Annotated in this window: 22 protein-coding genes and 1 pseudogene; 11 read left to right on the plus strand and 12 right to left on the minus strand. The window is 60.4% G+C overall.

Annotation, left to right across the window (positions count from 1 at the left end; translation table 11 throughout):
• Window positions 1–68: 68 nt before the first annotated feature.
• Window positions 69–1,601: an AmpG family muropeptide MFS transporter gene (locus E4P01_RS24900; RefSeq protein ID WP_078822225.1), complete on the minus strand. Its 1,533-nt coding sequence runs from the start codon at window positions 1,599–1,601 to the stop codon at window positions 69–71.
• A gap of 43 nt (window positions 1,602–1,644) precedes the next feature.
• Complete coding sequence (locus E4P01_RS24905; RefSeq protein ID WP_050549437.1) at window positions 1,645–1,959, minus strand: MGMT family protein; 315 nt, start codon at window positions 1,957–1,959, stop codon at window positions 1,645–1,647.
• Between the two features lie 194 nt (window positions 1,960–2,153).
• Here E4P01_RS24905 and E4P01_RS24910 point away from each other — a divergent pair, with 194 nt between their 5' ends.
• The 5 genes from E4P01_RS24910 (at window position 2,154) to groL (ending at window position 6,780) form a co-directional block, all read left to right on the plus strand.
• The gene (locus E4P01_RS24910) at window positions 2,154–3,161 is read left to right on the plus strand and encodes a DUF481 domain-containing protein (protein WP_032879652.1); all 1,008 of its coding nucleotides are present in this window, start codon (window positions 2,154–2,156) and stop codon (window positions 3,159–3,161) included.
• 103 nt (window positions 3,162–3,264) lie between these two features.
• Window positions 3,265–3,996 carry a HugZ family protein gene (locus E4P01_RS24915; RefSeq protein WP_078822224.1) on the plus strand — a complete coding sequence of 244 codons (732 nt, stop codon included), beginning with the start codon at window positions 3,265–3,267 and terminating at the stop codon, window positions 3,994–3,996.
• A 66-nt stretch (window positions 3,997–4,062) separates the two neighbouring features.
• A complete protein-coding gene (locus tag E4P01_RS24920) occupies window positions 4,063–4,539 on the plus strand; it encodes an FxsA family protein (RefSeq protein ID WP_047711694.1) in 477 nt (158 codons plus the stop codon).
• 250 nt (window positions 4,540–4,789) lie between these two features.
• Window positions 4,790–5,083, plus strand: a complete 294-nt coding sequence (locus E4P01_RS24925; protein ID WP_003193940.1) for a co-chaperone GroES — start codon at window positions 4,790–4,792, stop codon at window positions 5,081–5,083.
• A 50-nt stretch (window positions 5,084–5,133) separates the two neighbouring features.
• On the plus strand, window positions 5,134–6,780 hold the full coding sequence (gene groL / locus E4P01_RS24930) for a chaperonin GroEL (protein WP_005791041.1): 1,647 nt from the start codon (window positions 5,134–5,136) through the stop codon (window positions 6,778–6,780).
• A gap of 705 nt (window positions 6,781–7,485) precedes the next feature.
• On the opposite strand, the gene E4P01_RS24935 is transcribed toward groL, so the two are convergent.
• Both E4P01_RS24935 and E4P01_RS24940 read right to left on the minus strand, forming a co-directional pair.
• Window positions 7,486–8,211, minus strand: a complete 726-nt coding sequence (locus tag E4P01_RS24935; RefSeq protein WP_216092060.1) for a phosphatase PAP2 family protein — start codon at window positions 8,209–8,211, stop codon at window positions 7,486–7,488.
• Window positions 8,212–8,261: 50 nt separating this feature from the next.
• Entirely contained in the window at window positions 8,262–10,211 is a 1,950-nt protein-coding gene (locus E4P01_RS24940) for an LTA synthase family protein (protein ID WP_216092059.1), read from the minus strand.
• 201 nt (window positions 10,212–10,412) lie between these two features.
• Between E4P01_RS24940 and colR the strand changes: the two genes are divergently transcribed.
• The 5 genes from colR (at window position 10,413) to E4P01_RS24965 (ending at window position 14,182) form a co-directional block, all read left to right on the plus strand.
• Entirely contained in the window at window positions 10,413–11,096 is a 684-nt protein-coding gene (gene colR, locus E4P01_RS24945; RefSeq protein ID WP_003175870.1) for a two-component system response regulator ColR, read from the plus strand.
• A complete protein-coding gene (locus E4P01_RS24950; RefSeq protein ID WP_005791031.1) occupies window positions 11,086–12,366 on the plus strand; it encodes a HAMP domain-containing sensor histidine kinase in 1,281 nt (426 codons plus the stop codon). The genes colR and E4P01_RS24950 overlap by 11 nt, the downstream gene beginning before the upstream one ends.
• Window positions 12,367–12,554: 188 nt before the next feature.
• Complete coding sequence (locus tag E4P01_RS24955; RefSeq protein WP_005791029.1) at window positions 12,555–13,235, plus strand: class I SAM-dependent methyltransferase; 681 nt, start codon at window positions 12,555–12,557, stop codon at window positions 13,233–13,235.
• Window positions 13,236–13,238: 3 nt separating this feature from the next.
• A complete protein-coding gene (locus E4P01_RS24960) occupies window positions 13,239–13,958 on the plus strand; it encodes a lipopolysaccharide kinase InaA family protein (RefSeq protein WP_216092058.1) in 720 nt (239 codons plus the stop codon).
• A complete protein-coding gene (locus E4P01_RS24965; protein WP_005791025.1) occupies window positions 13,955–14,182 on the plus strand; it encodes a hypothetical protein in 228 nt (75 codons plus the stop codon). Before E4P01_RS24960 ends, E4P01_RS24965 begins: the two co-directional genes overlap by 4 nt.
• A gap of 101 nt (window positions 14,183–14,283) precedes the next feature.
• Here E4P01_RS24965 and E4P01_RS24970 read toward each other — a convergent pair whose 3' ends face one another.
• Genes E4P01_RS24970 through E4P01_RS24980 form a run of 3 tightly spaced genes read right to left on the minus strand, consistent with a single transcriptional unit; the run spans window position 14,284 to window position 17,907 of the window.
• Window positions 14,284–15,381 (minus strand): DUF1513 domain-containing protein, encoded by a 1,098-nt coding sequence (locus E4P01_RS24970; RefSeq protein ID WP_216092192.1) that lies wholly within the window; start codon window positions 15,379–15,381, stop codon window positions 14,284–14,286.
• Window positions 15,382–15,383: 2 nt separating this feature from the next.
• Window positions 15,384–16,448 carry an imelysin family protein gene (locus E4P01_RS24975; RefSeq protein WP_078822220.1) on the minus strand — a complete coding sequence of 355 codons (1,065 nt, stop codon included), beginning with the start codon at window positions 16,446–16,448 and terminating at the stop codon, window positions 15,384–15,386.
• Between the two features lie 31 nt (window positions 16,449–16,479).
• Window positions 16,480–17,907 carry a di-heme oxidoredictase family protein gene (locus tag E4P01_RS24980; RefSeq protein WP_078822219.1) on the minus strand — a complete coding sequence of 476 codons (1,428 nt, stop codon included), beginning with the start codon at window positions 17,905–17,907 and terminating at the stop codon, window positions 16,480–16,482.
• Between the two features lie 139 nt (window positions 17,908–18,046).
• On the opposite strand from E4P01_RS24980, the gene E4P01_RS24985 reads away from it, so the two are divergent.
• Window positions 18,047–18,610, plus strand: coding sequence for a nitroreductase family protein (locus tag E4P01_RS24985; protein ID WP_216092057.1), 564 nt, complete (start codon window positions 18,047–18,049; stop codon window positions 18,608–18,610).
• Window positions 18,611–19,018: 408 nt separating this feature from the next.
• Here the strand turns inward: E4P01_RS24985 and E4P01_RS28320 are convergent.
• The 5 genes and pseudogenes from E4P01_RS28320 to E4P01_RS25005 form a co-directional block, all read right to left on the minus strand.
• Window positions 19,019–19,138: pseudogene (locus E4P01_RS28320) on the minus strand (outer membrane lipoprotein carrier protein LolA); the annotation flags it as partial.
• A gap of 365 nt (window positions 19,139–19,503) precedes the next feature.
• On the minus strand, window positions 19,504–21,642 hold the full coding sequence (locus tag E4P01_RS24990; RefSeq protein WP_216092056.1) for a methyl-accepting chemotaxis protein: 2,139 nt from the start codon (window positions 21,640–21,642) through the stop codon (window positions 19,504–19,506).
• A 138-nt stretch (window positions 21,643–21,780) separates the two neighbouring features.
• Window positions 21,781–22,182 (minus strand): YbaN family protein, encoded by a 402-nt coding sequence (locus tag E4P01_RS24995; RefSeq protein ID WP_078822216.1) that lies wholly within the window; start codon window positions 22,180–22,182, stop codon window positions 21,781–21,783.
• 108 nt (window positions 22,183–22,290) lie between these two features.
• Complete coding sequence (locus E4P01_RS25000) at window positions 22,291–22,899, minus strand: biliverdin-producing heme oxygenase (RefSeq protein ID WP_078822215.1); 609 nt, start codon at window positions 22,897–22,899, stop codon at window positions 22,291–22,293.
• A 137-nt stretch (window positions 22,900–23,036) separates the two neighbouring features.
• Window positions 23,037–25,601 (minus strand): TonB-dependent receptor, encoded by a 2,565-nt coding sequence (locus tag E4P01_RS25005; protein WP_078822214.1) that lies wholly within the window; start codon window positions 25,599–25,601, stop codon window positions 23,037–23,039.
• Between the last annotated feature and the right edge of the window lie 39 nt (window positions 25,602–25,640).

The following is a 25,640-nucleotide window of genomic DNA, read 5'->3' on the forward strand; positions in this document are numbered from 1 at the left end:
TGCGATAGCGGCGTTGGGTTCACCATCGCTATCGCAGGCAAGCCAGCTCCCACATTGACCGAGTCGTATCAGTCTTCCTGCGGCGGATTCAACCGGGCGCGCCGGTTCTCCTGGAACCAGTGCAATGCAATCAGGAGCAGCGTCGGCACCCCCAGCAGGCAAGTGATCATGAAGAAGTTGTGATAACCGAACTTCTCCACCATCACCCCCGAATACCCGCCGATCAGGCGTGGCAACAACAGCATGATCGAGCTGAGCAACGCATATTGGGTAGCGGAGAACTTGAGGTTGGTCAGGCTCGACAGGTACGCCACGAACGCCGAGGTGGCCATGCCCGAACTGAAGTTGTCCAGGGAAATGGTGACGATCAGCATCTGCAGGTCGGGGCCCATGTCGGCGAGCATCACGAACAAAAGGTTGGTGCCGGCCGAGGCCACGCCACCGATGAACAGGATCGGCAGGATCCCGAACCGCACAATCAACAGGCCGCCCATGCCGGCGCCGAGCAGGGTCATGATCAAGCCGAAGATCTTGCTCACTCCGGCGATCTGGTCCTTGGTGAAACCCTGGTCGATATAGAACACGTTGGCCATCACGCCCATCACCGTGTCGGACATGCGATACGTGGCAATCAGCCCGAGCAGCAGCAGCGCCTGCCAACGATAGCGCAGGATAAAGTCGTTGACCGGCGTCAGCACCGGCGCCAGGCCCCGGCGGCCCATGGCCGAAAGGCACAGGGTGGTGAGGATGATATAAAGGATGGCGCGCAGGAACGCGCGGTCTTCCATCAGCAGTTCCCACAGGCTCACGCCCTGGAACAGCACGCTGGCGAAGTCGGTGTTGTACAGCTGGGTGAACATCGCCGGTACCGACACCAACAGCACGATCAGCACAAACACCGACACCAGTTGGTGCGCGAAGCTGTAGCGCCCGGCCTGCAACTGGGTGCGCAGTGGCACATCAGGTTCACGCATGAGGAAGGTGGTGAGCAACGCCGGCACCATCAACACGCCGAACAGCACATAGGTGCCGGTCCAGGCCGAGTGTTTATAGTTGAAGCCGGTGGAGCCAAAGCCTTCGGCAAAGAACAGCGCACCGGCCGTGGCCAGCAGGGCGGCAATGCGGTAGCCGGACATGTAGCTCGCGGCCAGGGCGGCCTGGCGGCTGTCGTCGGCGATTTCCAGGCGGTAGGCATCCACGGCGATATCTTGGGTGGCCGACGCGAAGGCGACGATCACCGCGATGGCGATCAACCAGGACAGGTGTTTTTGCGGGTCACAAAAACCCATGCCGATCAATCCGAGGATCACCAGCGATTGGGCCAGCACCAGCCAGGAGCGACGACGCCCCAGTTTACCGAGCAACGGCAAGCGCCATTGATCGAGCAGCGGCGACCAGACCCATTTAAAGGCGTAGGCCAGGCCGATCAGGCTTGCATAGCCAATGGTCTCGCGGGCCACACCGGCTTCACGCAGCCACACTGAAAGCGTCGAGAACACCAACATGTAAGGCATGCCGGCGGCGAAGCCGAGCAACAACAGCACTAATGTCGAGGGGCTGGCATAGGCGGCGAGCGCGGCGCGCCAGGTTTTACGGGGCATGGGCTGGAGTCTGCCTCAGGTTTGCGGAAACAAAGCGCGCACTCTAACCGCTGTGCTCTACCGGACGCCAGCCATGGCGCTGAATATCAACACGATTGTTCAAGATAGTGACGCCTTCGCTACGCAAACGCGCACGTTGTTCGTCGCCTGAGGCGCTGCCCGCCGGCAGACTTATCCGACCACCGGCGCCCAACACCCGATGCCAAGGTAATCGGGTGTCTTCGGGCAACTGGCTCAGGGTGCGCCCGACCCATCGGGCGGCACGGCCCAGACCCGCCAGGTGAGCCAGCTCGCCGTAGCTCACCACACAGCCTTCGGGCACTTGCGACAAGGTCAGGTACAGCGCGGTACGCCGCATTTCGGCGGGGCTTTGCGGCGTATCGGCAGGTGGCTTCACTATGGGGATATCCGTTGAGATCGTCGCGGTTTTGTCAGAAACGTCTGTAAACATGACGATGAGCATTGAACTCAATATAAATCCTTGAGTCAGTTCTAGCCATGTAACACTATAACGCCCCTATTTTTTGCCACCCCTGAGCCCCGTATCTGCTTATGTTGTCCAGAACCCTGTTGTGCCTTGCTGTTTTCAGTGCTTCCACGCCCTTGCTCGCCGATACCGTCTGGTTGAAAAACGGCGACCGGCTGACCGGCAAGATCAAAGTCTTCGACGGTGGCAAACTGCTGATCCAAACCACCTACGCGGGCTCGATCCCGGTGGACTGGAAGCAGGTCAAGACCCTGGAAAGCGATCAGGAGTTGCTGGTCAAGCAGGACGCCTACAGCGGCGAAAAGGCCAAGTCGTTGCAGGCGTCGGATGACGGCAAGGTGGTGCTGGCCAATGGCGAGGCACCCAAGACGGTCGACCTGGCAAGCATCCAACAGATCATGAAGCCCAAGCCAGTGATCGAAGACCTGGTGTGGAAGGGCAACGTCGACCTGGCGCTGGACTACAAGCGTGCCGACAAAGACACCAACGATTACGACATCGACTTCAAGACCTCGGCCCGTCATGGCCAATGGCGTCATACGGGCAAGGGCGAATACAACCGCGAGTTCCAGGACGACGTTACCACCACCGATAACTGGGCGCTGGAGTACAACCTGGACCGCTTCATCACCGAGCACTGGTTCTGGCAGGGTCGCCTGACCTACAAGCGCGACAAGGTCGAAGACCTGGCCCGTCAGCGCGTTGTCGGTACCGGCCCGGGCTATCAGTTCTGGGACGATGAACTGGGCGCGTTCTCCCTCGGTTCGCTGGTTAACCGCACCGACTACGAATACGCCGACGGCGGCAAGGACAACTTCTATTCCCTGGCCATGAAGTGGAACTACAACCGCTACCTGGTGGGCAAGACCGTCGAGTTCTTCACCAACGGCGAATTGGGCAAACCCCTTGCCGGGCCGTCCGAGTATTCCCTGGATGCGGAAATGGGCCTGCGCTACAAGGTTACCGAATGGGCCTCGCTCAACTTGAAGGCCGAGCGCAACGAGGTCAGCGGCAGTTCCGAGAGCAGCCTGAGCAAGACTCGCTACACCGCAGGCTTTGGTGTGGCCTGGTAAAAGCTGCGTCGGCCACTCTGGCAACCTGCGCGGATATTGATTACCTTGTGTTGAGATCCATTCCCATATGCCATGGGCGGCGGAACACCCGAGGAGTCATACGTTGAGCGCGCACGTTGCCAAGAACGCCCGAGAGCTGTTGCTCAAGGAATACCGTGGGGCTTTGGCCACACAGTCAAAAGCCATGCCCGGTTTTCCCTTCGGCTCGGTCGTGCCCTACTGCCTTGATGAGCAGGGCCGCCCGCTGATCCTGATCAGCCGCATCGCCCAGCACACCCATAACCTGCAAAAAGATCCCAAGTGCTCATTGCTGGTGGGTGAGCGCGAGGCTGATGATGTGCAGGCCGTGGGGCGTCTGACCTACCTGGCCGAGGCCGAGAAACTGGAAGACGGCGCAGCCATTGAAGCGGCCGCCGAGCGTTACTACCGCTACTTCCCCGATTCGGCCAACTACCACAAGGCCCACGATTTCGATTTCTGGGTGCTCAAGCCGGTGCGCCACCGTTATATCGGTGGGTTTGGCGCGATTCACTGGGTCGACCAGTTGACCCTGGCCAATCCGTTCGCCGGCAAGGCCGAGCGCAGCATGATCGAGCACATGAACAGCGATCACACCAAGGCCATCGCCCATTACGTCGACCTCAGCGGTTTGCCGACTGGCGAGCCTGCGCAGTTGGCCGGCATCGACAGCGAAGGCATGCACCTGCGTATTGGCCAAAGCTTGCATTGGTTGCCTTTCGAGACGCCTTGCAACACACCGACACAAGTACGCGAGGCCCTGGTTTCATTGGCTCACGCCGTGGTGTGGCCGAAAAAAACCACTGCCGACGCTTGAATTCACACAATGGCGACGTCATCTAAGGTGAACTGGCAAGGCATTCTTGCGTTGAGGAACCATTTGATGCGCCCTTTTTTATTGCTCTTTCTGCTGTTCCCGGTGTTGGAGCTGTTCGTATTCGTCAAAGTCAGCGGTGCGATCGGGTTTTTCCCGGCGCTGCTGCTGATCATCGCAGGCTCCATGCTCGGCGTCCTGGTGCTGCGCGTGGCCGGCCTGGCCACGGCGTTGCGTGCCCGTGAAAGCCTGAACCGCGGCGAACTGCCGGCCCAGACCATGCTTGAGGGCCTGATGATGGCCCTGGCCGGTGGCCTGCTGATCCTGCCGGGCTTTATCAGCGACGTGCTCGGCCTGGTCCTGCTGCTGCCGTTTACCCGCAAACTGCTGGCCGGCAAGATGCGCCAGCGCGCCGAAGAAGCGGCCATGCGCCAACGCGCGTTTGCCGACGACCTGCAACCCCGTGGCGGCCCGGCCCCGCGTCAACCGCTGGGGCGTGAAGGCGACGTGATCGAAGGCGAGTTCGAACACCGCGACAACAAATAACTGCTTCACTGGCACGGCACCTTCGGGTGCCGTGTTGCATTGGCCCGGGGAGCGATCTGAGAAAAAATTTCCTCCCGGCCCCCTTGTAATAAGCGTATGCGCCCTTATGTAACGGTCACCGCAAGGTTTCTGGTGGTGACATCAGACAGACTTCCGCGTCTCGCCCAGCGAGCCGCGACCGGCACCGCCGGAATTTAACCCGCCGGAATTGATACCGGCCGATGAAAAACACAATTAGGAGAGATCGACAATGAAGCTTCGTCCTCTGCACGACCGCGTCGTAATCCGTCGCAGCGAAGAAGAAAAGAAAACCGCTGGCGGGATCGTTCTGCCAGGTTCGGCTGCTGAAAAAGCCAACCACGGTGTGATCGTCGCTGCTGGCCCAGGCAAGACCCTGGAGAACGGTGATGTACGCGCACTGGCCGTGAAAGTGGGTGACAAGGTTGTTTTCGGCCCTTACTCCGGCAGCAACACTGTGAAAGTCGACGGCGAAGACCTGCTGGTCATGGCTGAGAACGAAATTCTCGCCGTACTGGAAGACTGATTTCCTCGCTCATTTTCCCGTTACTACAAAGTATTTAAGGAATATCGATCATGGCTGCTAAAGAAGTTAAATTCGGCGACTCCGCCCGCAAGAAAATGCTCACCGGTGTCAACGTCCTGGCTGACGCAGTAAAAGCGACCCTGGGCCCGAAAGGCCGTAACGTGATCATCGAGAAGAGCTTCGGCGCTCCGACCATCACCAAGGACGGCGTTTCCGTCGCCAAAGAAATTGAACTGGAAGACCGTTTCGAGAACATGGGCGCGCAGCTGGTCAAAGACGTTGCCTCCCGTGCCAACGACGACGCAGGCGACGGCACCACCACCGCTACCGTACTGGCTCAGGCGATCGTCAACGAGGGCTACAAGGCCGTCGCTGCCGGCATGAACCCTATGGACCTCAAGCGTGGCATCGACAAGGCGACCATCGCCATCGTTGCCGAGCTGAAAAACCTGTCCAAGCCATGCGCCGACACCAAGGCCATCGCTCAGGTCGGCACCATCTCCGCCAACTCCGACAGCTCCATCGGTGACATCATTGCCGAAGCCATGGAAAAAGTCGGTAAAGAAGGCGTGATCACCGTTGAAGAAGGCTCGGGCCTGGAAAACGAACTGTCGGTTGTAGAAGGCATGCAGTTCGACCGTGGCTACCTGTCTCCGTACTTCGTCAACAAGCCAGAGACCATGGTTGCCGAGCTGGACAACCCGCTGATCCTGCTGGTTGACAAGAAGATCTCCAACATTCGCGAAATGCTGCCAGTACTGGAAGCCGTTGCCAAAGCCGGCCGCCCATTGCTGATCGTTTCCGAAGACGTTGAAGGCGAAGCCCTGGCGACCCTGGTTGTGAACAACATGCGTGGCATTGTCAAGGTTGCAGCCGTCAAGGCTCCAGGCTTCGGCGACCGTCGCAAGGCCATGCTGCAGGACATCGCCGTATTGACTGGCGGTACCGTTATCTCCGAAGAGATCGGCCTGAGCCTGGAAAGCGCCACCCTGGAAAACCTGGGTAGCGCCAAGCGCGTGACCATCTCCAAGGAAAACACCATCATCGTTGACGGTGCTGGCGTTGAAGGCGACATCGAGTCCCGTATCGCGCAGATCCGTGCACAGGTTGCCGAAACCTCCTCGGACTACGACCGTGAAAAACTGCAAGAGCGTCTGGCCAAGCTGTCCGGCGGCGTTGCAGTGATCAAGGTTGGCGCTGGCTCCGAAGTTGAAATGAAAGAGAAGAAGGCCCGCGTTGAAGACGCCCTGCACGCAACCCGTGCAGCCGTTGAAGAAGGCGTGGTACCTGGCGGTGGCGTTGCGCTGATCCGTGCTCTGGAAGCCCTGACCAACCTGACCGGCGACAATGCCGACCAGAACGTTGGTATCGCTGTGCTGCGTCGTGCCGTTGAAGCACCGCTGCGCCAGATCGCTGCCAACTCCGGCGACGAGCCAAGCGTTGTGGTCAACGAAGTCAAGAACGGCAAAGGTAACTACGGTTACAACGCTGCGACTGGCGTCTATGGCGACATGATCGAAATGGGCATCCTGGACCCTACCAAGGTGACCCGTTCCGCGCTGCAAGCGGCAGCCTCCATCGGTGGCCTGATCCTGACTACCGAAGCTGCCATCGCCGACAAGCCGAAGGCTGAAGGCGCAGCTGGCGGCGGTATGCCAGATATGGGCGGCATGGGTGGCATGGGCGGCATGATGTAAGCCAGCCTTACCCGGCGCTATAAAAAGCCCCGCCTGCAGTGATGCAGGCGGGGCTTTTTTGTGAGCGGCTGTATCTACTCAACTTCGGTAGGACACTGGACCTGTGGCGAGGGAGCTTGCTCCCGCTGGCGGCCTGACAGCCGACGCCTATCTACCTGACACCCCGCGATCCAAATGTGGGAGGGGGCTTGCTCCCGATGGCGGCCTGCCAGCCGACGCCTATCTACCTGACGCCCCTCGGTCCCAATGTGGGAGGGGGCTTGCTCCCGATGGCGGCCTGCCAGCCGACACAGTTATACCGAGTACATATCCATTCCTGCGGTAATGGCCACTTAGGGTTCCGCCCTGACGGCGGCTCACTTTGCAAAAGCGGCAAAGTAAGCAAAACGCTCTTGCCCCACCACTCGGCACCTCGCCTAGGCTCGGTGTGCCCGTAATCCGCGATGGATTTGGGGGGCCGCCGCCACGCGCCATCCATGGCGCGGGGCGGCTAAACCGGCATCCCTGCCGGTTTACCCCCCAAATCCCTGTCGAATTCCGGCCAGCGTGGTTTAACGGGGCGCCTAAGATCAAAAGCAGATCAAAAGCGACTCGCTTCGCATCGTGGTTACTGTTGGCGACTGTAAAGTTGTGTTGATACCCATGCCAATCGCAGGCAAGCCAGCTCTCACATTTGATCTTCGTTGCGTTGAGCATTGCATTCGCTTAACTGATCGGCATTACGGCTTGCCGTGAAGGCCGGTACAGCAACAGGCAATACAAACCCAGGCAAATCAGCCAGCAAAAAATCGCTGTCCACACGTTGTGGGAAAAAAAGTGTGCCCCTTGCAGCATACGGCTGACTGAGAAGACGCTGCCCAGGCTGACGGCAAAAATGAACGCGTTGCGCGCCAGTCGTGGTCGCCGATCCCTCAGCGCGAAGAACCAGGCGAACAAGGCAAAACCGGTGGCTGCATGTCCGCCGGGCCAACAGCGGCCAGGTTTATCGGTAGGTGGGCGCGGGCTGAGCAGTTCGCTGTAGGTTTCCTGGCCGCCGAACTCTTTGAGACTCCAGGGGCATTGCACGGCGGTGATGGTTTTCAGTGGCGACACGAACGCCGTCGCCATTCCCAGCGACAGCACCAGGCACACCAGTTCGCGGCGGTACGGCTTGAGTCGTTGCAGAATGAAGCTGCCGACCAGCCCCAGGATCGCCAGTACCGAAAACAGGATCACCAGTTGCTTGGCCCGATCATGCAGGATGTCTTCAAGGAAGAAGCTATAGCGGCCGATGAAGCCGCCAGCCTCCGCGCTGTAGAAGCGCCTGGCCAGGTCCATGTCCAATGAGGTCAGTTCCAGCAACAGCAAGACCACTGCGGCGCCGGCAGGCAGGCCCAGGCACAGCCAGAAATTGAGCGGTTTGGAAACCGGTAAAGAAGAGGGGGATTTCATCACGAACCTTGGTGAGAAAGCCCCGTGCTCACCTGCACGGGGCTTTTTGATTAGCGTTTGCTTAAGACTGGAGCCTCTTCCTTGAGCGCTTTCCAGCTCAGCAGTTGCTGTTTGTAGTCGTAGCTGGCGGCCTGATAGTAGGTAATTGCCCGCTGGATCAATGGGTCATCGCTGCCGACGCGCAACTCCTGGCTTTCTCCAAGGGCCTGGTCGTGGCGACGCAAGCCTTGGCGCGGGCTGAGGATTGCCAGGTCCTTGCCGTCAAACAAGCCCAGATGCTGGTAGTTGCCCACCACGACTCGCGGTGGCAGCGGGTTGTCTTGCAACAGATTACGGCCGAAGAACGTCGACTCGTAGCTGAGGTTGATCAGGCCCAGCAAGGTCGGCGCAAGGTCGATCTGGCTGGCCAGTTGCGCGGATTCCCGTGCGTCGATCAGCTTGGGCGCGTAGATAAACAACGGGATCTGGTAGTTGGTGATCGGCAGGTCTTCCTTGCCTGCGCTGCCGGCCGTGTGGTCGGCGACGAACACAAAAATGGTGTTGTCGAACCAGGGTTTCTGGCGTGCAGCTTCAAGGAACTGGTTGATGGCGTAGTCAGTGTATTTCACTGCACCATCGCGACCCTTGCCGGATTTGATATCGATGCGCCCATCCGGGTAGGTATAGGGGCGATGGTTGGAAGTCGTCATCAGTTGCAGCAAGAACGGCTGTTGCTTGGCGTAGTCGGCGTCGGCCAGTTTAAGCGTCTGTTTGAACAGGTCTTCGTCGGCCATGCCCCAGGCATTTTTGAACGAGATTTCTGACTCGGGCACGCTGCTTTGGTCCACGACCCGATACCCGTTGCCGCTGAAAAACGCGTTCATATTGTCGAAGTAACCGCGACCGCCGTAGACAAACACGCTGTCGTAACCGATGGCCGTGAGTTGTTGGCCGAGGCTCGCGAACCCGCTTTCACGACCGATGCGCTTGACGATCGAGCGGCCTGGCGTGGGTGGGATCGCCAGGGTAATGGCTTCCAGGCCCCGGTCGGTTCGGGTACCGGTGGCATAGAAGTTATTGAAGTACAGGCTTTGTTTGCGCAATGCATCCAGGTTGGGCGTGAGGTTGCGTTGATCGCCGTTGCTGCCCATGTACTTGGCGCTGAAGCTTTCGATGGTGACCAGCACGATGTTGGGCTTGCGCAGTGTGCCCGGGTTGGTGATGGCGCGGCGAATATCCAGCGGGTCCGGGTCGATAAAGCGCGCATTGGGCTCGCTGAGTTCGGCGCGCAGTTGCCGGGCGACCACGTCAGTGGGCAGGCTCTGATAGAACTGGGTGTAGTCCAATTCGTTATTGCGGAACGCAGCGAAGAATTGATAAGGGCCGTTGCTGGCCAGTTCGTTCTTGTAAGCGTTACCGCCCTGGGCACGCGGGCTGTCCTGGCTGATCAGTTGCAGGCTGAGGCCGGCGACCACCAACAGGCCCAGGGCATTGACCAAACGGCCACGCAGTGCCGGCAACGGTGCCGCCATGGCGGCATTGAAGGGTTTACGCAGGGCCAGGCTCATGAGGATCGCCAGCATTGCCAGCAGGCTCAGCAGCTTGCCGATCGGGTAAGACTCCAGCAGGTTGTTCAGCACCTCATCGGAATACACCAGATAGTCGACCGCAATAAAGTTGAAGCGCACCCCAAACTCATCCCAGAACAGCCATTCGGCCACCGAGGTGAACAGCATGGCGAACAGGCTGATTGTCAGCAGCGCCTGCAAGAACCAGCGGTGGCCGCGGCGGCGCCACAGTGCGGGTGGGCAGAGCAGCAAATACAAGCCCAGCGGCAAGGCCGCATAGGCGAGGAAGCCCAGGTCGTAGACCAGACCCACGCCAAACACCGGCAGCAAGTTGCCGCCCACTTCATTCAGGTGAGTCACGAGCAACACGCTGCGAGTAAGCAGGAAAACCAATAACCAGGCAGCGGTTATCAACAGCAAATAGCGCATTGGCGCTGTTTTGAAAAAACCCATGTCCAAGTTCCTTATATCAATGGGGGGCGATCTTCGCCCTGAAACTGTAGTCAGCTTGTGAAGCTATAGTGAAAAACTCGTTTGACCATACAAACAGTTGAAAACCCCTATCGACGCGCCTTTCAGCTCTATCCCTGAGCCCCGCTTGGCCTTAAGCTGCGCGAGCCAACACGGCCGTTACCGCGTACGGAGACACTGCCCATGCGAATTTTATTGGTTGAAGACAACCGCGATATCCTCGCCAACCTGGCCGATTACCTGGGGCTCAAAGGCTACACAGTGGACTGTGCGCAGGACGGCTTGTCGGGCCTGCACCTGGCGGCCACCGAGCATTACGACCTGATCGTGCTCGATATCATGCTGCCTGGCATCGATGGCTACACCCTGTGCAAACGCCTGCGCGAAGACGCACGGCGCGATACGCCGGTGATCATGCTCACCGCACGCGATCAACTGGATGACCGCCTGCAAGGCTTCAAGTCCGGGGCTGATGATTACCTGCTCAAGCCATTTGCCTTGTCGGAACTGGCCGCGCGTATCGAGGCGGTGTTGCGGCGTGCCCAGGGTGGTGGCCGCCGCGCCCTGCAGGTGGGTGACCTGAGCTACGATCTCGATACCTTGGAAGTCACCCGCGAAGGGCGCCTGCTCAAGCTCAACCCCGTCGGCCTGAAACTGCTGGCAGTGCTGATGCAGAAGAGCCCGCACGTGCTACGCCGGGAAATTCTCGAAGAAGCCCTGTGGGGCGATGACTGCCCGGACAGCGACAGCCTGCGCAGCCACGTTCACCAATTGCGCCAGGTGATCGATAAGCCCTTTGCCAAGCCGTTGCTGCAAACGGTGCACGGGGTGGGTTATCGCTTGGCCGAGGGACGTGATGGAGTTTAGACAAAGCCTTGCCCAACGGATCATCATCGCCTTTGCCTTGATGAGTGCGTTGGTGGCGGGGGCCTTCGCCATGGGGATTGTTGCGACGGTCCACCTGGTGGAAGAGAAACTGATTTCGGCCGGCCTGGGCGGTGACCTGCAACGCTTGCTGTTGATGGACAGCATGGAAGACTGGCGACATCGGCCGGAGCCGGACCAGTTGTTTTACTTTAGCGGCGGCCAAGGCGATTTCGAGTTGCCCAAGGATCTTCGGCATCTGGACCCGGGCTTCCACGAAGTATTTCGCGAGTCTCTGTCGTACCACGCCATGGTCGAGGTGATCGACGGTCGGCGTTATGTGCTGTTGCAGGATCAAAGCGATTTTGAAGAGCGCGAGCGCGTGCTGTTTGCCGTGGTGCTGGTGGGGTTCGTGCTCAGCCTGGCGCTGGCGGTGTTCCTCGGCTGGGTGCTGGCCCGCAAGGTGATGGCGCCGGTAGTGCGCCTGGCTCGCCAGGTGCGGCATCGTGACCAGTTATTAGGGCTGGCGCCGCCCTTGGCACCGGATTATGCAGCCGATGAAGTGGGCGAGCTGGCGGTGGCGTTCGATGCCACGCTGGGGCGCCTGCGGCAAGCGTTGTCCCGTGAGCAGTTGTTTACCAGTGATGTAAGCCATGAGTTGCGCACGCCCTTGATGGTGTTGGCCAGCTCCTGTGAGCTGCTGCTGGAAAACCCCGCCATCGATCAACGCGGCCGTAACCAGGTCCAGCGAATCGCGCGGGCCTGTGAGGAAATGCGTGAACTGGTGCAGACCTTCCTGATGCTGGCCCGCGCCAAACACGATGATGCTGTCATGTCGGCTCAGGTCAACCTGACGCAGGTCGCCGAAGATTTGCTTGGGATCTGGCGTGGGCCCATCGAGCAAAAAGGCCTTGAGTTGATCTACTGCCCTGGCAATCCTCTGGATACTCGCTACAACACCACGTTCCTGCACGCAGTGATGGGTAACCTGTTGCGCAATGCACTGCATTACACCGAGCAAGGGTTTATCCGCCTCACGCTGGAGCCGAGTGGTTTTGTGGTGGAGGACTCTGGCGTGGGCATTCCTGAAGACAAGCGCGAAGCGATGTTCGAGCCTTTTGTGCGCGGCAGTGAGAACCGTGGCGAGGGGCTGGGGCTCGGCCTGTCGCTGGTGCAACGGATCTGCGAGAGCCAGGGCTGGAGCGTGAGCCTGACGACGATGGAGCCCAATGGCTGCCGTTTTCATGTGGAGCTGAGCCAGGTCAAAAGCTGACCGTTCAGTCTGTCGTTTTGCGGATGCAGACTGCCTGCTTTTCAGCGAAGATGGCCCGATGCTACTGAATGTTTCTGTAAAGTCTTGAAATGTATGCAGTTGGACAGGACAAGATTTTCACAATGAGTTGACCTGTTGATTACGTTTAACTGCTTAAGGTTGCAGGCATCAGTTACCGGAGACGTACGATGCCTTCCCCAATCAAGTTGGAATTTTCCGAAAAGTACGACGATCAACACGCGCAACAATATTTGCTCAAACATCAGGACAATCTGGCTCGCCGGTTGTCCCACAAACGCGACGAGCAACTGGCGCGTGGTGCACTGGCCATGGCCGGTGAGCCGGGCCTGGTGCTGGACCTGCCTTGTGGCGCTGGACGTTTCTGGCCGTTGCTGGCCGAAAAACCCAACCGTGTGATTATCGGGGCTGACAATTCGGCGTCGATGTTGAAGATCGCCACCACCGCGCAACCGGCGGAGGTGGTGAAACGGGTACGCCCTTTGCAGACATCTGCCTTTGATATCGATTTGCCAGATAACTCCGTCGACAGTATTTTCTGCATGCGCTTGATGCACCACATCGGTGAAGCGGAGCACAGGCTGACAATACTGCGTGAGTTTCAGCGAGTTACCCGCGACAGCGTGATTATTTCGCTGTGGGTGGACGGCAATTTCAAGGCCTGGAAGCGCAAGCGCAGCGAAGTACGTCGTCGCAAAAGAGGTGAGCAGGAAGGTTACCAAAACCGGTTTGTGTTACCGGCTGCTACTGTCGAGGCAGAATTCGAGCAGGCCGGTTTCCGTGTTCAGGAGTCCCTGGACTTCATACCGCTCTACGCCATGTGGCGAGTGTATGTATTGCGCAAGAGGTAACAGATGGCAGTTGAGTGCGTAGCAGGCAGTCATGTAGCTCCCGAGGAGCGGTTTGATTATTTCTGGCGCCAGAAGGGTGAGTGGGTCGAAGAACCCAATCGCCGGCGTGGCGGTGAAAGTGGTGTGCAGCGAGTGGTCAGCCCTAATGGGCGTTTGCTGTATTGCAAGCGTCAGACCGGGCACATCTACCGCAGTTGGTTGCATCCATTCGGGCGTCCGACCGTGCTGCGTGAACGTGATGCCTTGAAGGGCCTGCGTTTGCTGGATGTGCGCGTGCCGGAGTTGGTGTTTTGCGAGGCGCGACGCGACCCGGAGCATCAATGGAAAGCCCTGTTGGTGACCGCGTCATTGGACGGTTTCGACGAGATCGAAAACTGGTACGCCGCCGGTGGCCGTGAGCAGTACGGCGAGGCGGTCCACGAGCGTTTGCTCCAGGAGCTGGCCGGCACCCTGGCCCGTATGCACAAGGGTCGCTGGCAGCACGGTTGTTTGTATATCAAGCACATTTTCGTGCGGGTAACCGGTGAGCCTGAGGCGGCGATTGTGGAAGTGGCCCTGCTGGACTTTGAAAAATGTCGCCAGCGTTTGACCGCTTATCGGGCCGCGTCCCATGACATGCTGCAATTGCGCCGCCATTCGTCGTGGAACGATACCGACTGGAAAAAACTCAGCTACTTTTACGAGACGGCGTTTGGCAGCGCTATCAAGGGTTTAACCAGATGAAGCTAGAAATAGCACGAGGTTTGTTTTTGGTCGGGGCGTTGGGCATTTCAGCCCTTGCCCTGGCAGCGTGGGAACAACCTCGCACACAAGTGCTGAGTGCGGTAGACGGTGGCGGGCAATGCCTGTTGCCGCGGATTGCAAAGGCAAGTGTGGCGGCCAGGCCTGATCATGATTTGCTGCTATTCATGTTCGGGATGTCTCAAGCAATGAGGCCGCAAAGTTGAAACGAGTAAAACTCCTGGAAAGGGCCTTGCGATGCGAGGCCCTTTTTTACGCCTGACGCTTTAACGGTAGGAGCAAGCTCGCTCCTGCAGAGGGGCAATTTTCAGATCAGGTGCAGGTGGTTATCCCAAAACCCCGCCGGTAATTCCAATGGCTTGGCCATCAGTCGTTCCTGGCGACAATCATAGAAGCGGCAACGTCCCTGTCCCGACGTAACCACAAACCCGTCCGCCACTGCACCCACACCGGCGCAGTCGGGCAACGGCCCATCCAGGCGCAGCTCGGCGCTGTCCATATCCCAGATGAAGAAACGATTGCCACGCGGCGCCGTGAGCGCTACCAGGCGCAGTTCGCTGTGCACCGCCACGCTGGCGGTGTAGTGCCCCATCGCTTGCAGTTGCTCATCGGCTACCGGGAACGCCATAAAAGGCTGGCCCGGGCGCTTGATTGCGAGCAACTCGGAACGCTCCTGGGATGGCCCCATGAACTGCTGCCCGGTGAGGATGGTGCCATCGCTGGCGATCCCCATATGGCGCACGCTGTTCATTTGCTGCCCCAACGTTTCCTTGCTGATCAAGGTGCCATCGCGCTGCATCAGCACCAGGCTCGGTTCCATGGCGTTGAGGTTCATCTCCACGCGGCTTTCGGCTTCGGTGCGAATGCCGCCGTTGGCCACCACCAGGGTTTCGCCGTCGGGCATCCAGGAGACCTGGTGCGGGCCGATGCCGTGGGTGGAAATCTCGCCGCTGTGTACCAACCGCTCGCCTTCGAACTTATACACACCCAACAACCCACGACCGGGATCTGAGGTGTCGTTCTCGGTGGCGTACAGCCATTCGCCGCTCTTGTGGATCACCGCATGGCCGTAAAAGTGCCGGTTGGCCTTTGAGGTGATGGTTTGCAGCAGCGTGCCATCGCGCAGGTCGATCAGGTAGCTCTCGGTGCCCGGACGACGGGCGACGAACAGCGCAATTGGCCGTGTGGGGTGGTTGATGATGTCGTGACAGCGCTGGCCGACCTGGGTGGCAAAGACGGGCTTGCCGTCCAGGCGATAGCCGACAGCGTAGTGCTTGCCGTCGGCATCATCGCGTGCCGAGAGCAGCAGCGGTCCCTTGTCTTTGCCTTTGAACAGCGTCCAGCCGCCCAACGTGAGGGCGCTGAGCAGCACGCTACCCAGTGCCAAAGCCTGTCGCCTGAGCATCATCAGTCACCGTCGTTGGCGTTGAAGCCCAGTTGGACGCCCAACGCTTTGGCCAGCTCGCCCTCGTGAAGGCGATGGACCACATTGAGGCTGTCGTAGATATCGTTGAGTTGCTGGCGCCCGGCGTCATCGTTCAACAGTTCGTTGAGGGAGCGCTGGTTGCTGGCGAACAGTTTCAGGGACGCAGCATAGGCGGCGTCGATCTTCTCGGCCAACGGCTTCTGATCGCTCGGCAGCAGGCCGCGCAGGCCTTTGTTGTCGACACCGACCCATACGGTCTGGGCGGCAGCGAGGCTGGCCTCCAGGCTTTGCAGGGAGGACTGGCTGCGCCATGCATCGGCCTGGAAGGGTTGCGGGATGCCCTTGGTCTGGCGGCCCATCGGCGTGCCGAGTTTTTTCTTCAGGGTGTCCAGTGCGGTTACTTGCACGCGCAGCAGATCGGCAATGGCTTCGTGGGAATCAGCGTAGCGCTGGTTCGGAAACTTGGTCATCTGCGCGAGCATACCGTCGGTGCTGTTCCAGCTGGCGAGGATCTCTTCCGCCAGGGCTTTCTGACGCTCGCCGATGGCCGTCAGCAGCGGGCAGTAGCGGGCTTTCTGGGCTTCGTCGGCAACGTCGGGCTTGGCGTCGTAGAGGATGTATTCGTAGGCCGACAGGCCCTGCACCACCACGCTCGATTTGGCCAGGGCGGCCGCATCGATCTGCGGCTGGGCGCTGACCAGTTGCTCGACCTGGCGACCTACCAGGTTCTTCTTGTCCGGCCAGAACTGCACCTGCCAGGCGCGGTTGCCTTCGGCCAGTGGGCCGATCAGCAACGGTTGCAACTCGGCCCAGGCTTTTTGGGCGTGCAGGAAGTCGGCGCGGGCAGTGTCCAGGCTTTCCTTGCCCTGGCAGTAGGCCAGGGCGCTTACGGCCAACTGGCGGTCGGCTTCAACCCAGCGGCTGTAGGTCGGCAGGATCACCTGCTTGGCGATAGCCGCCGAGGTCACCGCTTGCGGGTCCTGGGGCGAGCACGCGCCCAGGGCAAGGGCGGCGAGGCTGGTGAACAACAACTTGGGACGAAACATGTCGAGCTCCCTTCTGTGAGTGGGGCGAAGCTTATAAAGAATTCAGGAACGCCAGCAACGCGGCCCGCTGTTCGGCGTTAAATGACAACACATGTTGCTGCGCCGCTTGTGCTTGCCCGCCGTGCCACAGCACGGCCTCGAGCAGGTTGCGGGCGCGGCCGTCATGCAAGAACTGGGTGTGACCATTTACGGCTTGTGTCAGGCCAATACCCCACAGCGGCGGGGTGCGCCACTCGCGGCCAGTGGCGTTGAATTCGGTACGGTTGTCGGCGAGGCCTTCGCCCATATCGTGCAACAACAGGTCGCTGTAGGGGCGTATCACCTGGTTGGCCAGCTCGGGTTCGGCGGCGTTGGCAGCCGTGGTGAATGTCGGCTTGTGACAGCCCTGGCAGCCGGCCTCGTAGAACAGGTTCTTGCCGGCCAACACTTGAGGCGTGTTGACGTCTCGGCGTGCAGGCACCGCGAGGTTGCGGGTGTAAAACAGCACCAGGCGCAGGATGTTGTCGCTGACTTCCGGCTCACCGTCAGGGCCATTGCCGTTTGGCGCCTGCTTGCACGCCACTTGGGCGTCGGTGCAGTCATCAAAAGGTCTCAGGGAGGTCGTGAGGCCCATATCACCCGAAAACGCGTGAACATTTTGTTGGTTGAGGTTGGGTTGCCCGGCTTTCCAGCCAAAACGCCCGAGTACGGTTTTATGCTGGGCGTCATCCCAGACCCAATTGGCGCGGCCGACGATGGCGTCTTTGTCGGCGGTCTCGGGGGCGGTGTTGCGCAGGATATCGGCGTCACTGATTGCTTCGAGCAGGCCCAGGCCGATCATCGGCGGCGCGATGCGTGCCGAGAAGCGTGTGTCGGGGTGCATCGGGCCGTAGCCGAGCTGGGTAATTTTCAGGTCGGGTTTGCGCAGTTCGACGACGGTGCCGTCCTTGAAGCTGACCTGGACAGGGCTGTAGTCGACCCGCACCTTGCCTTCCGGCGTTACGCCAGGCACGGCCATGTCCTGCAACTGCCCGCCGTAGACCGGCTCGGGCACCACGCCGAGCTGTTCGATCAGCTTGGCATAGGGCGGTGCATTTGAAATGGAGAGGCGCACCAGCATCGACACCGCATTGGGCGCATCGGGCAGCGGCGGGTGGCCACGGCCGTCCTTGATATGGCAGTTCTGGCAGGCGTTGGTATTGAACAGCGGGCCCAGGCCATCCCGTGCCGTGGTGGTGGCCGGCGCGATCACCCAGGGGTTGCGAAAGAAGCTGTTACCGACGCTGAAATCCAGGCGGCGGCTAGGTGCCAGGTTGGCCGAGGGCAGGGAAAAGGCGTTCTGGTCGCGCTTGTTTACCGTCGTCGCGCCACCGGATCGCGATTCACCCGGCTCGGCCTTGGTGAAGCGAGGGGCGTCGTCGCAAGCCGTCAGGCATAGAGCCAGCAACGCTGCAGACAGGTAGGAAAGCGAACGGGACATCGAGAATCCTGGACGAGGGGGCAAAATCTGGTCGCAAAGTCTAACAGGGCCGGGCGGTTTGAATAAGAGCAATTATCGTTTGGTGGCATCGCGATTCTTTCCCGCTAGAATGACCACACATTTTTTTTGGAGGTGGCCAATGCAGGCTCTCGACGCTTTGCTCAACCGCGTTTCCGTGCCGCGTTTACTCGACCCAGCACCGACCCAGGAGCAGCGCGAACTGTTGTTCGCTGCCGCCATGCGGGCGCCCGATCACGGTCAATTGCGCCCTTGGCGTTTCCTCACCGTAGAAGGCGCAGCTCGTGAGCAAATGGGCACGCTGTTGGCCGAAGCCGCCCGGCTGCAGGATGCCGATGCACCGCAAGCCGTCATCGACAAGGCGCAGAACGGCCCGCTGCGTGCGCCGTTGGTAGTTGTGGTGATTGCGCGTTTGCAGGAGCACTTCAAAGTGCCCAAGTCCGAGCAATTGCTGGCGGCGGCCTGTGCGGCCCACGGCATCCTGCTGGCGGCGTATGCCCAGGGGATTGGTGCGGTGTGGCGGACCGGGGAGTTGTCCTACTCGGCCCATGTGGCCAAAGGCTTGGGGCTGACGGCGGGTGAAGAAGTGATTGGCTTTCTTTACCTCGGTACGCTGCAGAACCCGCCGCGTACGGCGCCGAAGGAAGACCTGACGCCGTTTGTCCAGGCCTGGAGCGGACGCTAAGCGGTGTGCGGTCAAAATGTGGGAGGGGGCTTGACAGCTAACTAGGATGTTGGGGGGGGCGAGTACATATCCATTGCTGCGGTAACGGCCACTTAGGGTTCCGCTCTTACAGCGGCTCACTTTTGGAAGGACCGGAATGCCGGCCCAGCCAAAAGTAAGCAAAAGGTCCTCGCCCCACCACTCGGCACCTCGCCTAGGCTCGGTGTGCCCGAACGAAGGCTTGAATCCGTGGGCCGCCGCAATGGGCCATCCCTGGCCCAGTGCGGCTAACCCGGCGTCCTGCCGGGTTACCCACGGATTCAAGCCTGCGTTCGGCCAGCGTGGTTTAACGGGGCGCTTGAGATCAAAAGCAAGATCAAGAGCGGCTCGCTTCGCATCGTAGATACGCTGGCGGCGCTTCTGCTTTTCTGTAGGAGCGAGCTTGCTCGCGAAAAACCTGAGGGCGCCGCGCTCATTCTGATTTCCCCCGTCATCGTTAACGACCTTCGCGAGCAAGCCCGCTCCCACAGGGGTACGCGCACGCTTCAACGATCAGGTCGGCTATAAGGCCGCCTCGCTGTGCTTTTGATCTTGATCTTAGCCGCCCCGCGCCATGGATGGCGCGTGGCGGCGGCCCCCCAAATCAATGTCGGGTTACGGGCACACCGAGCCTAAGCGAGGTGCCGAGTGGTGGGGCAAGAGCGCTTTGGTTACTTTCGCGCTTTTCGAAAGTGACCCGCTGTAAGAGCGGAACCTATAGTGGCCGTTACCTAAATAACGGATATGTACTCGGCCCAACCACCCAACCACCCAACCACCCAACCACCCAACCACCCAACCACCCAACCACCCGGTCACATCGTCAACGTGGGGCTGTCGCGCAGCCCCCTCCCACATTGGACCTGTGGTGTGAATTACACCCTGAACTGATCCATCAACTTCATCTGCTGGCTGGCCAGCGCGTTGAGCTGGCTGCTGATCGCCGCCGACTCGGTAGCCTGGCCGGTGAGGGTTTCGGTCACGGTGCGAATCGCCGAGACGTTGCGGTTGACCTCTTCGGCCACCGCGCTCTGCTCTTCGGCAGCGCTGGCGATTTGCAGGTTCATGTCGCTGATCACCGTGACCGCGTCACTGATCTTGCCCAGCGCCTGCACCGCCTGATGGATCTGCCCGGCATTGCTCTGGGCCTGGTGCTGACTGGAGTGCATGGTCGCCACTACCCCACGGGTACCGCTTTGGATGCGCTCGATCACCACGCGGATTTCCTCGACCGAATCCTGGGTGCGTTTGGCCAGGTTGCGTACTTCGTCGGCCACTACCGCAAACCCGCGCCCGCTTTCGCCGGCGCGTGCCGCTTCGATCGCGGCGTTCAATGCCAGCAGGTTGGTCTGTTCGGCAATGCTGCGGATCACTTCCAGGACTGAACCGATTTGCTCGCTGTTGACTGCCAGGGCTTCAACTTCGGTCACGGCCTTGCTGACTTCCTCGGCAAGGGTGGTGATGTCGCGGGTGCTCTGCTCGATGATCGACATGCCTTCGCGGGCCGACTGATCGGCGCCGCGTGCCGCGCTGGCGGCATTGGAGGCGCTGTTGGCGACGTCGTGGGCGGTGGCGCTCATTTCATTCGACGCGGTGGCGACCTGGTCGATTTCACGGAACTGCACCTGCATACCTTCGCTGGTCTGGCGTGCAATGGCCGAGGATTGATCCGCCGTACCTCGGGCTTCGGTGATGCTTTGTTTGATCTGGGCGATGGTCGGTTGCAGCTTGTCGAGGAAGCGGTTGAACCAATTCACCAGCTCGCCCAGTTCGTCTTTCTTGGTGTAGGCCAGGCGTTGGGTGAGGTCGCCGTCGCCGCTGGCAATGTCCTTGAGCATGGCCGCCACGCTGTTGATCGGACGGGTCACGCCGGTGGCGGTCAGCCAGATCAGCAACAAGCCCAGCAAGCCGGCGGCGGCTGCCACCAGCAAGGCTTTGAGGGTGCCGGTAGCCTGGGCTTCGTCGAGCACGGCTTGCAGCTTTTCGTTATCAGCCAGCATCACACTTTTAGGCAGTTTGATCACCACACCCCAGGATTTGGCATCGGCAATCGGCTTGACCGGGTACACGGCGCGAATCGTGTCGTTCTGTTCGCGGATCATGGGCCGATCATTGCCCAGCAGTTGCACGATCTCCTTGCCTTCGGCGCCGAGGGTGTCGACCAGGTTCTTGCCGACCCTGGCCGGTTCGCCGCTGTAGGCTGCAATCAGGCCGGTGCTGGACAGGATTTCCAGGTGAGCAGCCCCGTTGAACACGTCCTTTTGTGCCGCATCGGTGGTGGCTTGCAGGGCAGTGAGGGCGATGTCGACACCCACGACGCCGATGACTTTGCCGTCGACGATCAGGGGCAGGGAAATGGTGGTCATCAGCACAGGTTTGCCGGCCACCGTGTCTTCATACGGGTCCAGCAGGCAGGTGCTGCGGGTGTCCCGTGGGCAGGTATACCAAATGTTGTAAGGCGTGCCGCTGAGGTTGAGGGCGGTCTTGGTCAGGTCATCCTCGACCATGATGGTGTTCAGGCTTTCGCCGCCGGCACGGCTCCAGTAGCTGGAAAAGCGACCTTTTTCGTTGGAGACGCGAGCCTTGTCGTCAACGAATTCACTGTCCTTGCCATCCAGGCCGTTGGGCTCGAACGACAGCCAGATGCCCAGCACCTTGGTGTTGCGCTCGAACGCGGTTTTCACGCTCTGGTTGATTTCTTCGCGCAGGGCGCCGGCTTCAATGGAGCGCTTGGTCCCCAACTGACGCAGGTCCTTGATCTGGTCGGCGAGGGCGGTAACCGCCAGCAGGTTTTCACCGAAGGTCTTTTGCAAGTGCCCGGCCTGTTCGGCGGCCTTGGCTTGCAGCAGCTGTTCCACGCTGGCGGTGAGCATTCGTGAGCTTGAATCACTGACCAACCGATCGTTCTGGTTGGTGTTGTAGATATTGATGCCGACCACCAGTGCGATCACTCCCAGCAGGCAGAGGCCGGACAGCAGCACGATTTTCAAGCGGATAGAAAGGGTGTCGAACATAGGTTCACTCACGAATGGACTTGTGGGTATGCACGCAGCAGAGCCAAGTCCATTCGGCGCCGTTCCTGAAACATCGGCGTCACAAATCAATTCATGAGTAATAGGCGATGAGCGGTAGGAAAATGCCTACGCCGGGCGTTATACGGGCCGTGCGAGCTGCTCGGGGCGGGACCAGATCCACAGATTGCCCAGGCTCATCCCGGCGATTGCCAGGTACACGGGCCAGCCATGATCAAGCATCACCAGCATCAACACGGCACACAGCAACATGCTTACGGTGGCGCTGACCTTGGCCCGGCGCGCAATGATCTTGCCGTTGCGCCAGTTGAACAGGATCGGCCCGAACAGGCGGTGGTTTTCCAGCCAGGCGCTTAAGCGCGGTGAGCTTTTGGTGGCGGCCCAGGCGGCCAGCAGGATGAATTCGGTGGTCGGCAAACCCGGTATGACAATCGCGACCAAACCGATCCCCAGGCTGACGTAGGCCAGCAGGCCATAGAGAAGTTGGGCGATCTTTGAGGAGGATTGGGTTTTGCCGGTCATGCTGCAGTTTTCTGGTGGGAGGGTTTACACATTATCTGCCATGAAATGCACTCAAATGTGGGAGCTGGCTTGCCTGCTCCCACATTGAACCGATGTCTACCGGAACATTTACGCCATTTCTGGGGCGCTAGCGTACGCCTGTTCCAGCAACACGGTGAAGCGCACAAACGCATCGATCGCGCCTTTTTCTACCGCAGCTTCTTCTTCGGCGCTGAACTCCAGGCTGTCGAGGGTGCGGGTGAAGCTTTTCCAGCCTTCGGCGCGGCCACCGGCCGGTTCGCCCAGGTGGCGGGCCCCGAAGGTTTCGCTCAGGCCCAGGCCGACGGCGCGCTTGATCAGAAACGCGGCGCCCAGCTTGGAGCCTTCGGACACGAACAGCCAACCCAGGGCTTCGGCCTGGCTTGGGTTTTTCACCGCGCCGGCGACCGGAGCCGGAACGTCGGTGTCGAGGTCAGCCAGGTCGAGCTTGGCGGCTTCGGCGCGGCAGCGGGCGGCCAGGTCGGGAATGATCGTGTTCAGCGCGGCATCGTTGTACAGCGCCACCAGTTCCGACTGGAACAGGTACTGGGCCACCACGAAGCGGGCGAAGTTGGCTTGGGTTTCGAACGGCGCATGAGCCTTCACCAACGCATCCAGCTTGGTGTGCGGTTCATTGGTGATCTGGTTCAGGCGCTGGGAGCGCAGGCTTGGGCGTTCTGCGGTAGGAGAAGCGGTCATGTAAAAAGTCCTTGAAAGAGGGAGCGCCTGGGTGCCCTTAAAGAGAGCTGTTATCAACTAGACGAACAAGAAGACGTGGCACAGTAAAAAATCCTCACCCCGCCGCTGATGGATTCCGGCGAGGTGAGGCGGGTGGATCAGATGTCCCAGATCAGGTTGATCGCAAAGTTGCGTCCGGGCTGGGTCAGGCGGTCGAGGTTGGCCGGGCCGGTTACGCCAGCTTCGCCGACGCTGTCGTAACTGCGCACGTCATCCCAGTTCCAGTACTTCTTGTCGGTGAGGTTGTAGAGGCCACCGTTGATGGTCACGTCGTTGGTGACCTTGTAGTAGGCGGTCAGGTCGAGGATGCCGAAGCCCGGGGTCTTGAACGGGCCGTCGGTGCTGCCGTCGGGAGCGTGGAAGGTGGTGCTGTCGACGCGGTTCTGTTTTTTCACCAGGGTCCAGCTCAGCAGGCCGCCGTAATTGTCCTGGTCGTAGCCCAGGCCAAACACGCCCTTGAGCGGGTTGACGCTGTTCAATGGTTCGCCATTGTCGTCGTTGCGACCGTGGGCGTAGGCAATCGAACCCTGGGTGTACAGACCCTTCGGCGCGCCGAACGCATCCAGGTTCAGGCGGCCCTTGGCTTCCACGCCCTTGATGGTGGCGCGCTTGATATTGACGGCCTGGAACTGCTCCACGGTGCCGCCGACCACGGCGTTGTCTTCGTCGATAAAGTCGCGGTACTTGTTGTAGTACACCGCGATGTCGAAGGAGCCTTCGTCAAACTTGCCGCGTATCCCGGTCTCGATGCCTTTGCTGGTCTCCGGCTTGAGGTCGGGGTTGGGTTCGACGGTGTAGCCAATGTTGAGGTTTTCGAAGCGGCCATACAGGGCCTTCGCCGAGGGGGTGCGGAAGCCTTCGGCGTATTGGCCGAACCAGGTGTAGTTATCGGTCAGGGCGTAGGTCAGGCCGAACTTTGGCGTGACGCGGTGCCAGGTTTTGTCCTTGCCATCGACGGCATATTCGCCGGTCGGGTTGACGGTGTTGAGGAACTCCTGGGTCAGCTTGGGCTTGAGCCGGGTGTAGTCATACCGCACGGCGGGCAGGAAGGTCCATTTATCCCAGCTGATCTGGTCCTGGGCAAACAACGAGTAAGTGTTGATGGTCGGGTCGGGGAAGTCGCTGGCCTTCTTCACGCTGTCGCTTGCTTGCGGGCTGGGCGCGCCGATGGCGGTGCAGCCGCCACCAATGGCCAGGCACGAGGCGGAGCCTTCGCGCGAGCCGGTGACTTTCTGCTGCTTGAGGGTGGTGCCGTAGGTCACCTGGTGGTCGGTTTCGCCGACGCTGAACGCCTTGTCCAGTTGAGCGTCGAAGACCCACTGTTTTTCTTCGTAAAGGGTGTCGCGGGTACGCAGTACGCGGCGACCAGCCTGGTAGATCTCGGCGGTGGTCTGGTCGGTCTTGGCGATCTGGTAGTTGAGGCTGGTCTTGATGCGATCAGCAATCGGCGACTCCAGGGCAAAAGTGTTTTCCAGGCCGAAGCGCTCGCGGGTGATGGTGTCGTTGCCCGAGCGGGCACGGTAGAGGTTCATGCCTCGACCGCCGATGAACGGGCCGCCTACGGCATTCTTCAGGTTGACGTCGCGGTCATCCTTGAACTTCTCGTAGGTCAGGCCCAGGCGGTTTTCATCACCATAGTTCCAGCCCAGCTTGGCCAGCACGTTGGTGGTGCGCGCGTCTTCCGGGTTGGCGCCGGTGCGGGCCAGGCCGGTGGCGTTGTTGCCGTCGTAGGATTCGGTTTCATGACCATTGCGCTGGCTCAGGTGCAGCAAGCCATCGAAGTCCTGTACCCGCCCTGCGAAGGTGCCGGAGGTCAGCCAGCTCTCGTCGGCGGAGCTGTAGCCGGTCTTGAGGCGGGCGCCGACGTCCTTGCCGGGCTTGATGATGTCGTCCGGATCGAGGGTGAAATAGCTTACCGCGCCGCCGATGGCGTTGCTGCCGTACAGGGCCGAGGCCGGGCCGCGCAGGATCTCCACGCGCTTGACGATTTCCGGGTCGACGTAGTTGCGACGGGTCTTGGCATAGGGGCCGTTGAAGAAGTTGTTGGGCACTTCGACGCCGTCCACCTGGGTGAGGATGCGGTCGCCGTCGATACCACGGATGTTATAGCCCGCGTTGCCTGAGCGGGTGCCGGCGCCGCCGACGGAGACACCGGGCTCGTAGCGCACCAGTTCGCGGATGTTGTTGGTGTTCTGGCGGTCCAGTTCCTCGCGGTCGTGCACGCTGACGGTGCTGGGTACGCTGTTCACATCCTGTTCGTTACGGGTGGCGCTGATGGTCACCTGTTGCAGGGCGAGGGCGCCGCCCGCGGCGCGTTTCTCCAGCACGATATTGTTATTACCCAGTTTGCGGTAGCTCAGGTTGGTCCCCACCAACAACCGCTCCAGGGCTTTTTCCGGCGACAGCGGGCCGCGCACACCAGGGGACGACACTCCCTGGCCCAGCTCTGCCGGCAGGCCGACTTGCCAGCCGGTCACCGCGGTAAAGGCGTTGAGCGCCGACACCAGCGGTTGCTGCTCGATGCTGAAGTTGTAATTACCGTGGCTGCGAGGGGCGGGTTCGGCGGCGGTGGCGCTCATGACGGGCGCGCCAGCCAGCAGGATCGCAGCGGTCAGCAAGGACAAAACGGGCGAAGAACACCGGCGGTTGAAACGAGAGGACATCGAGAGCGCTCCGGGATACGAATCTTATAGTTGCGAACT

This window comes from Pseudomonas sp. NCIMB 10586 (assembly GCF_023127895.1).
Classification (GTDB): Bacteria; Pseudomonadota; Gammaproteobacteria; order Pseudomonadales; family Pseudomonadaceae; genus Aquipseudomonas; species Aquipseudomonas synxantha_A.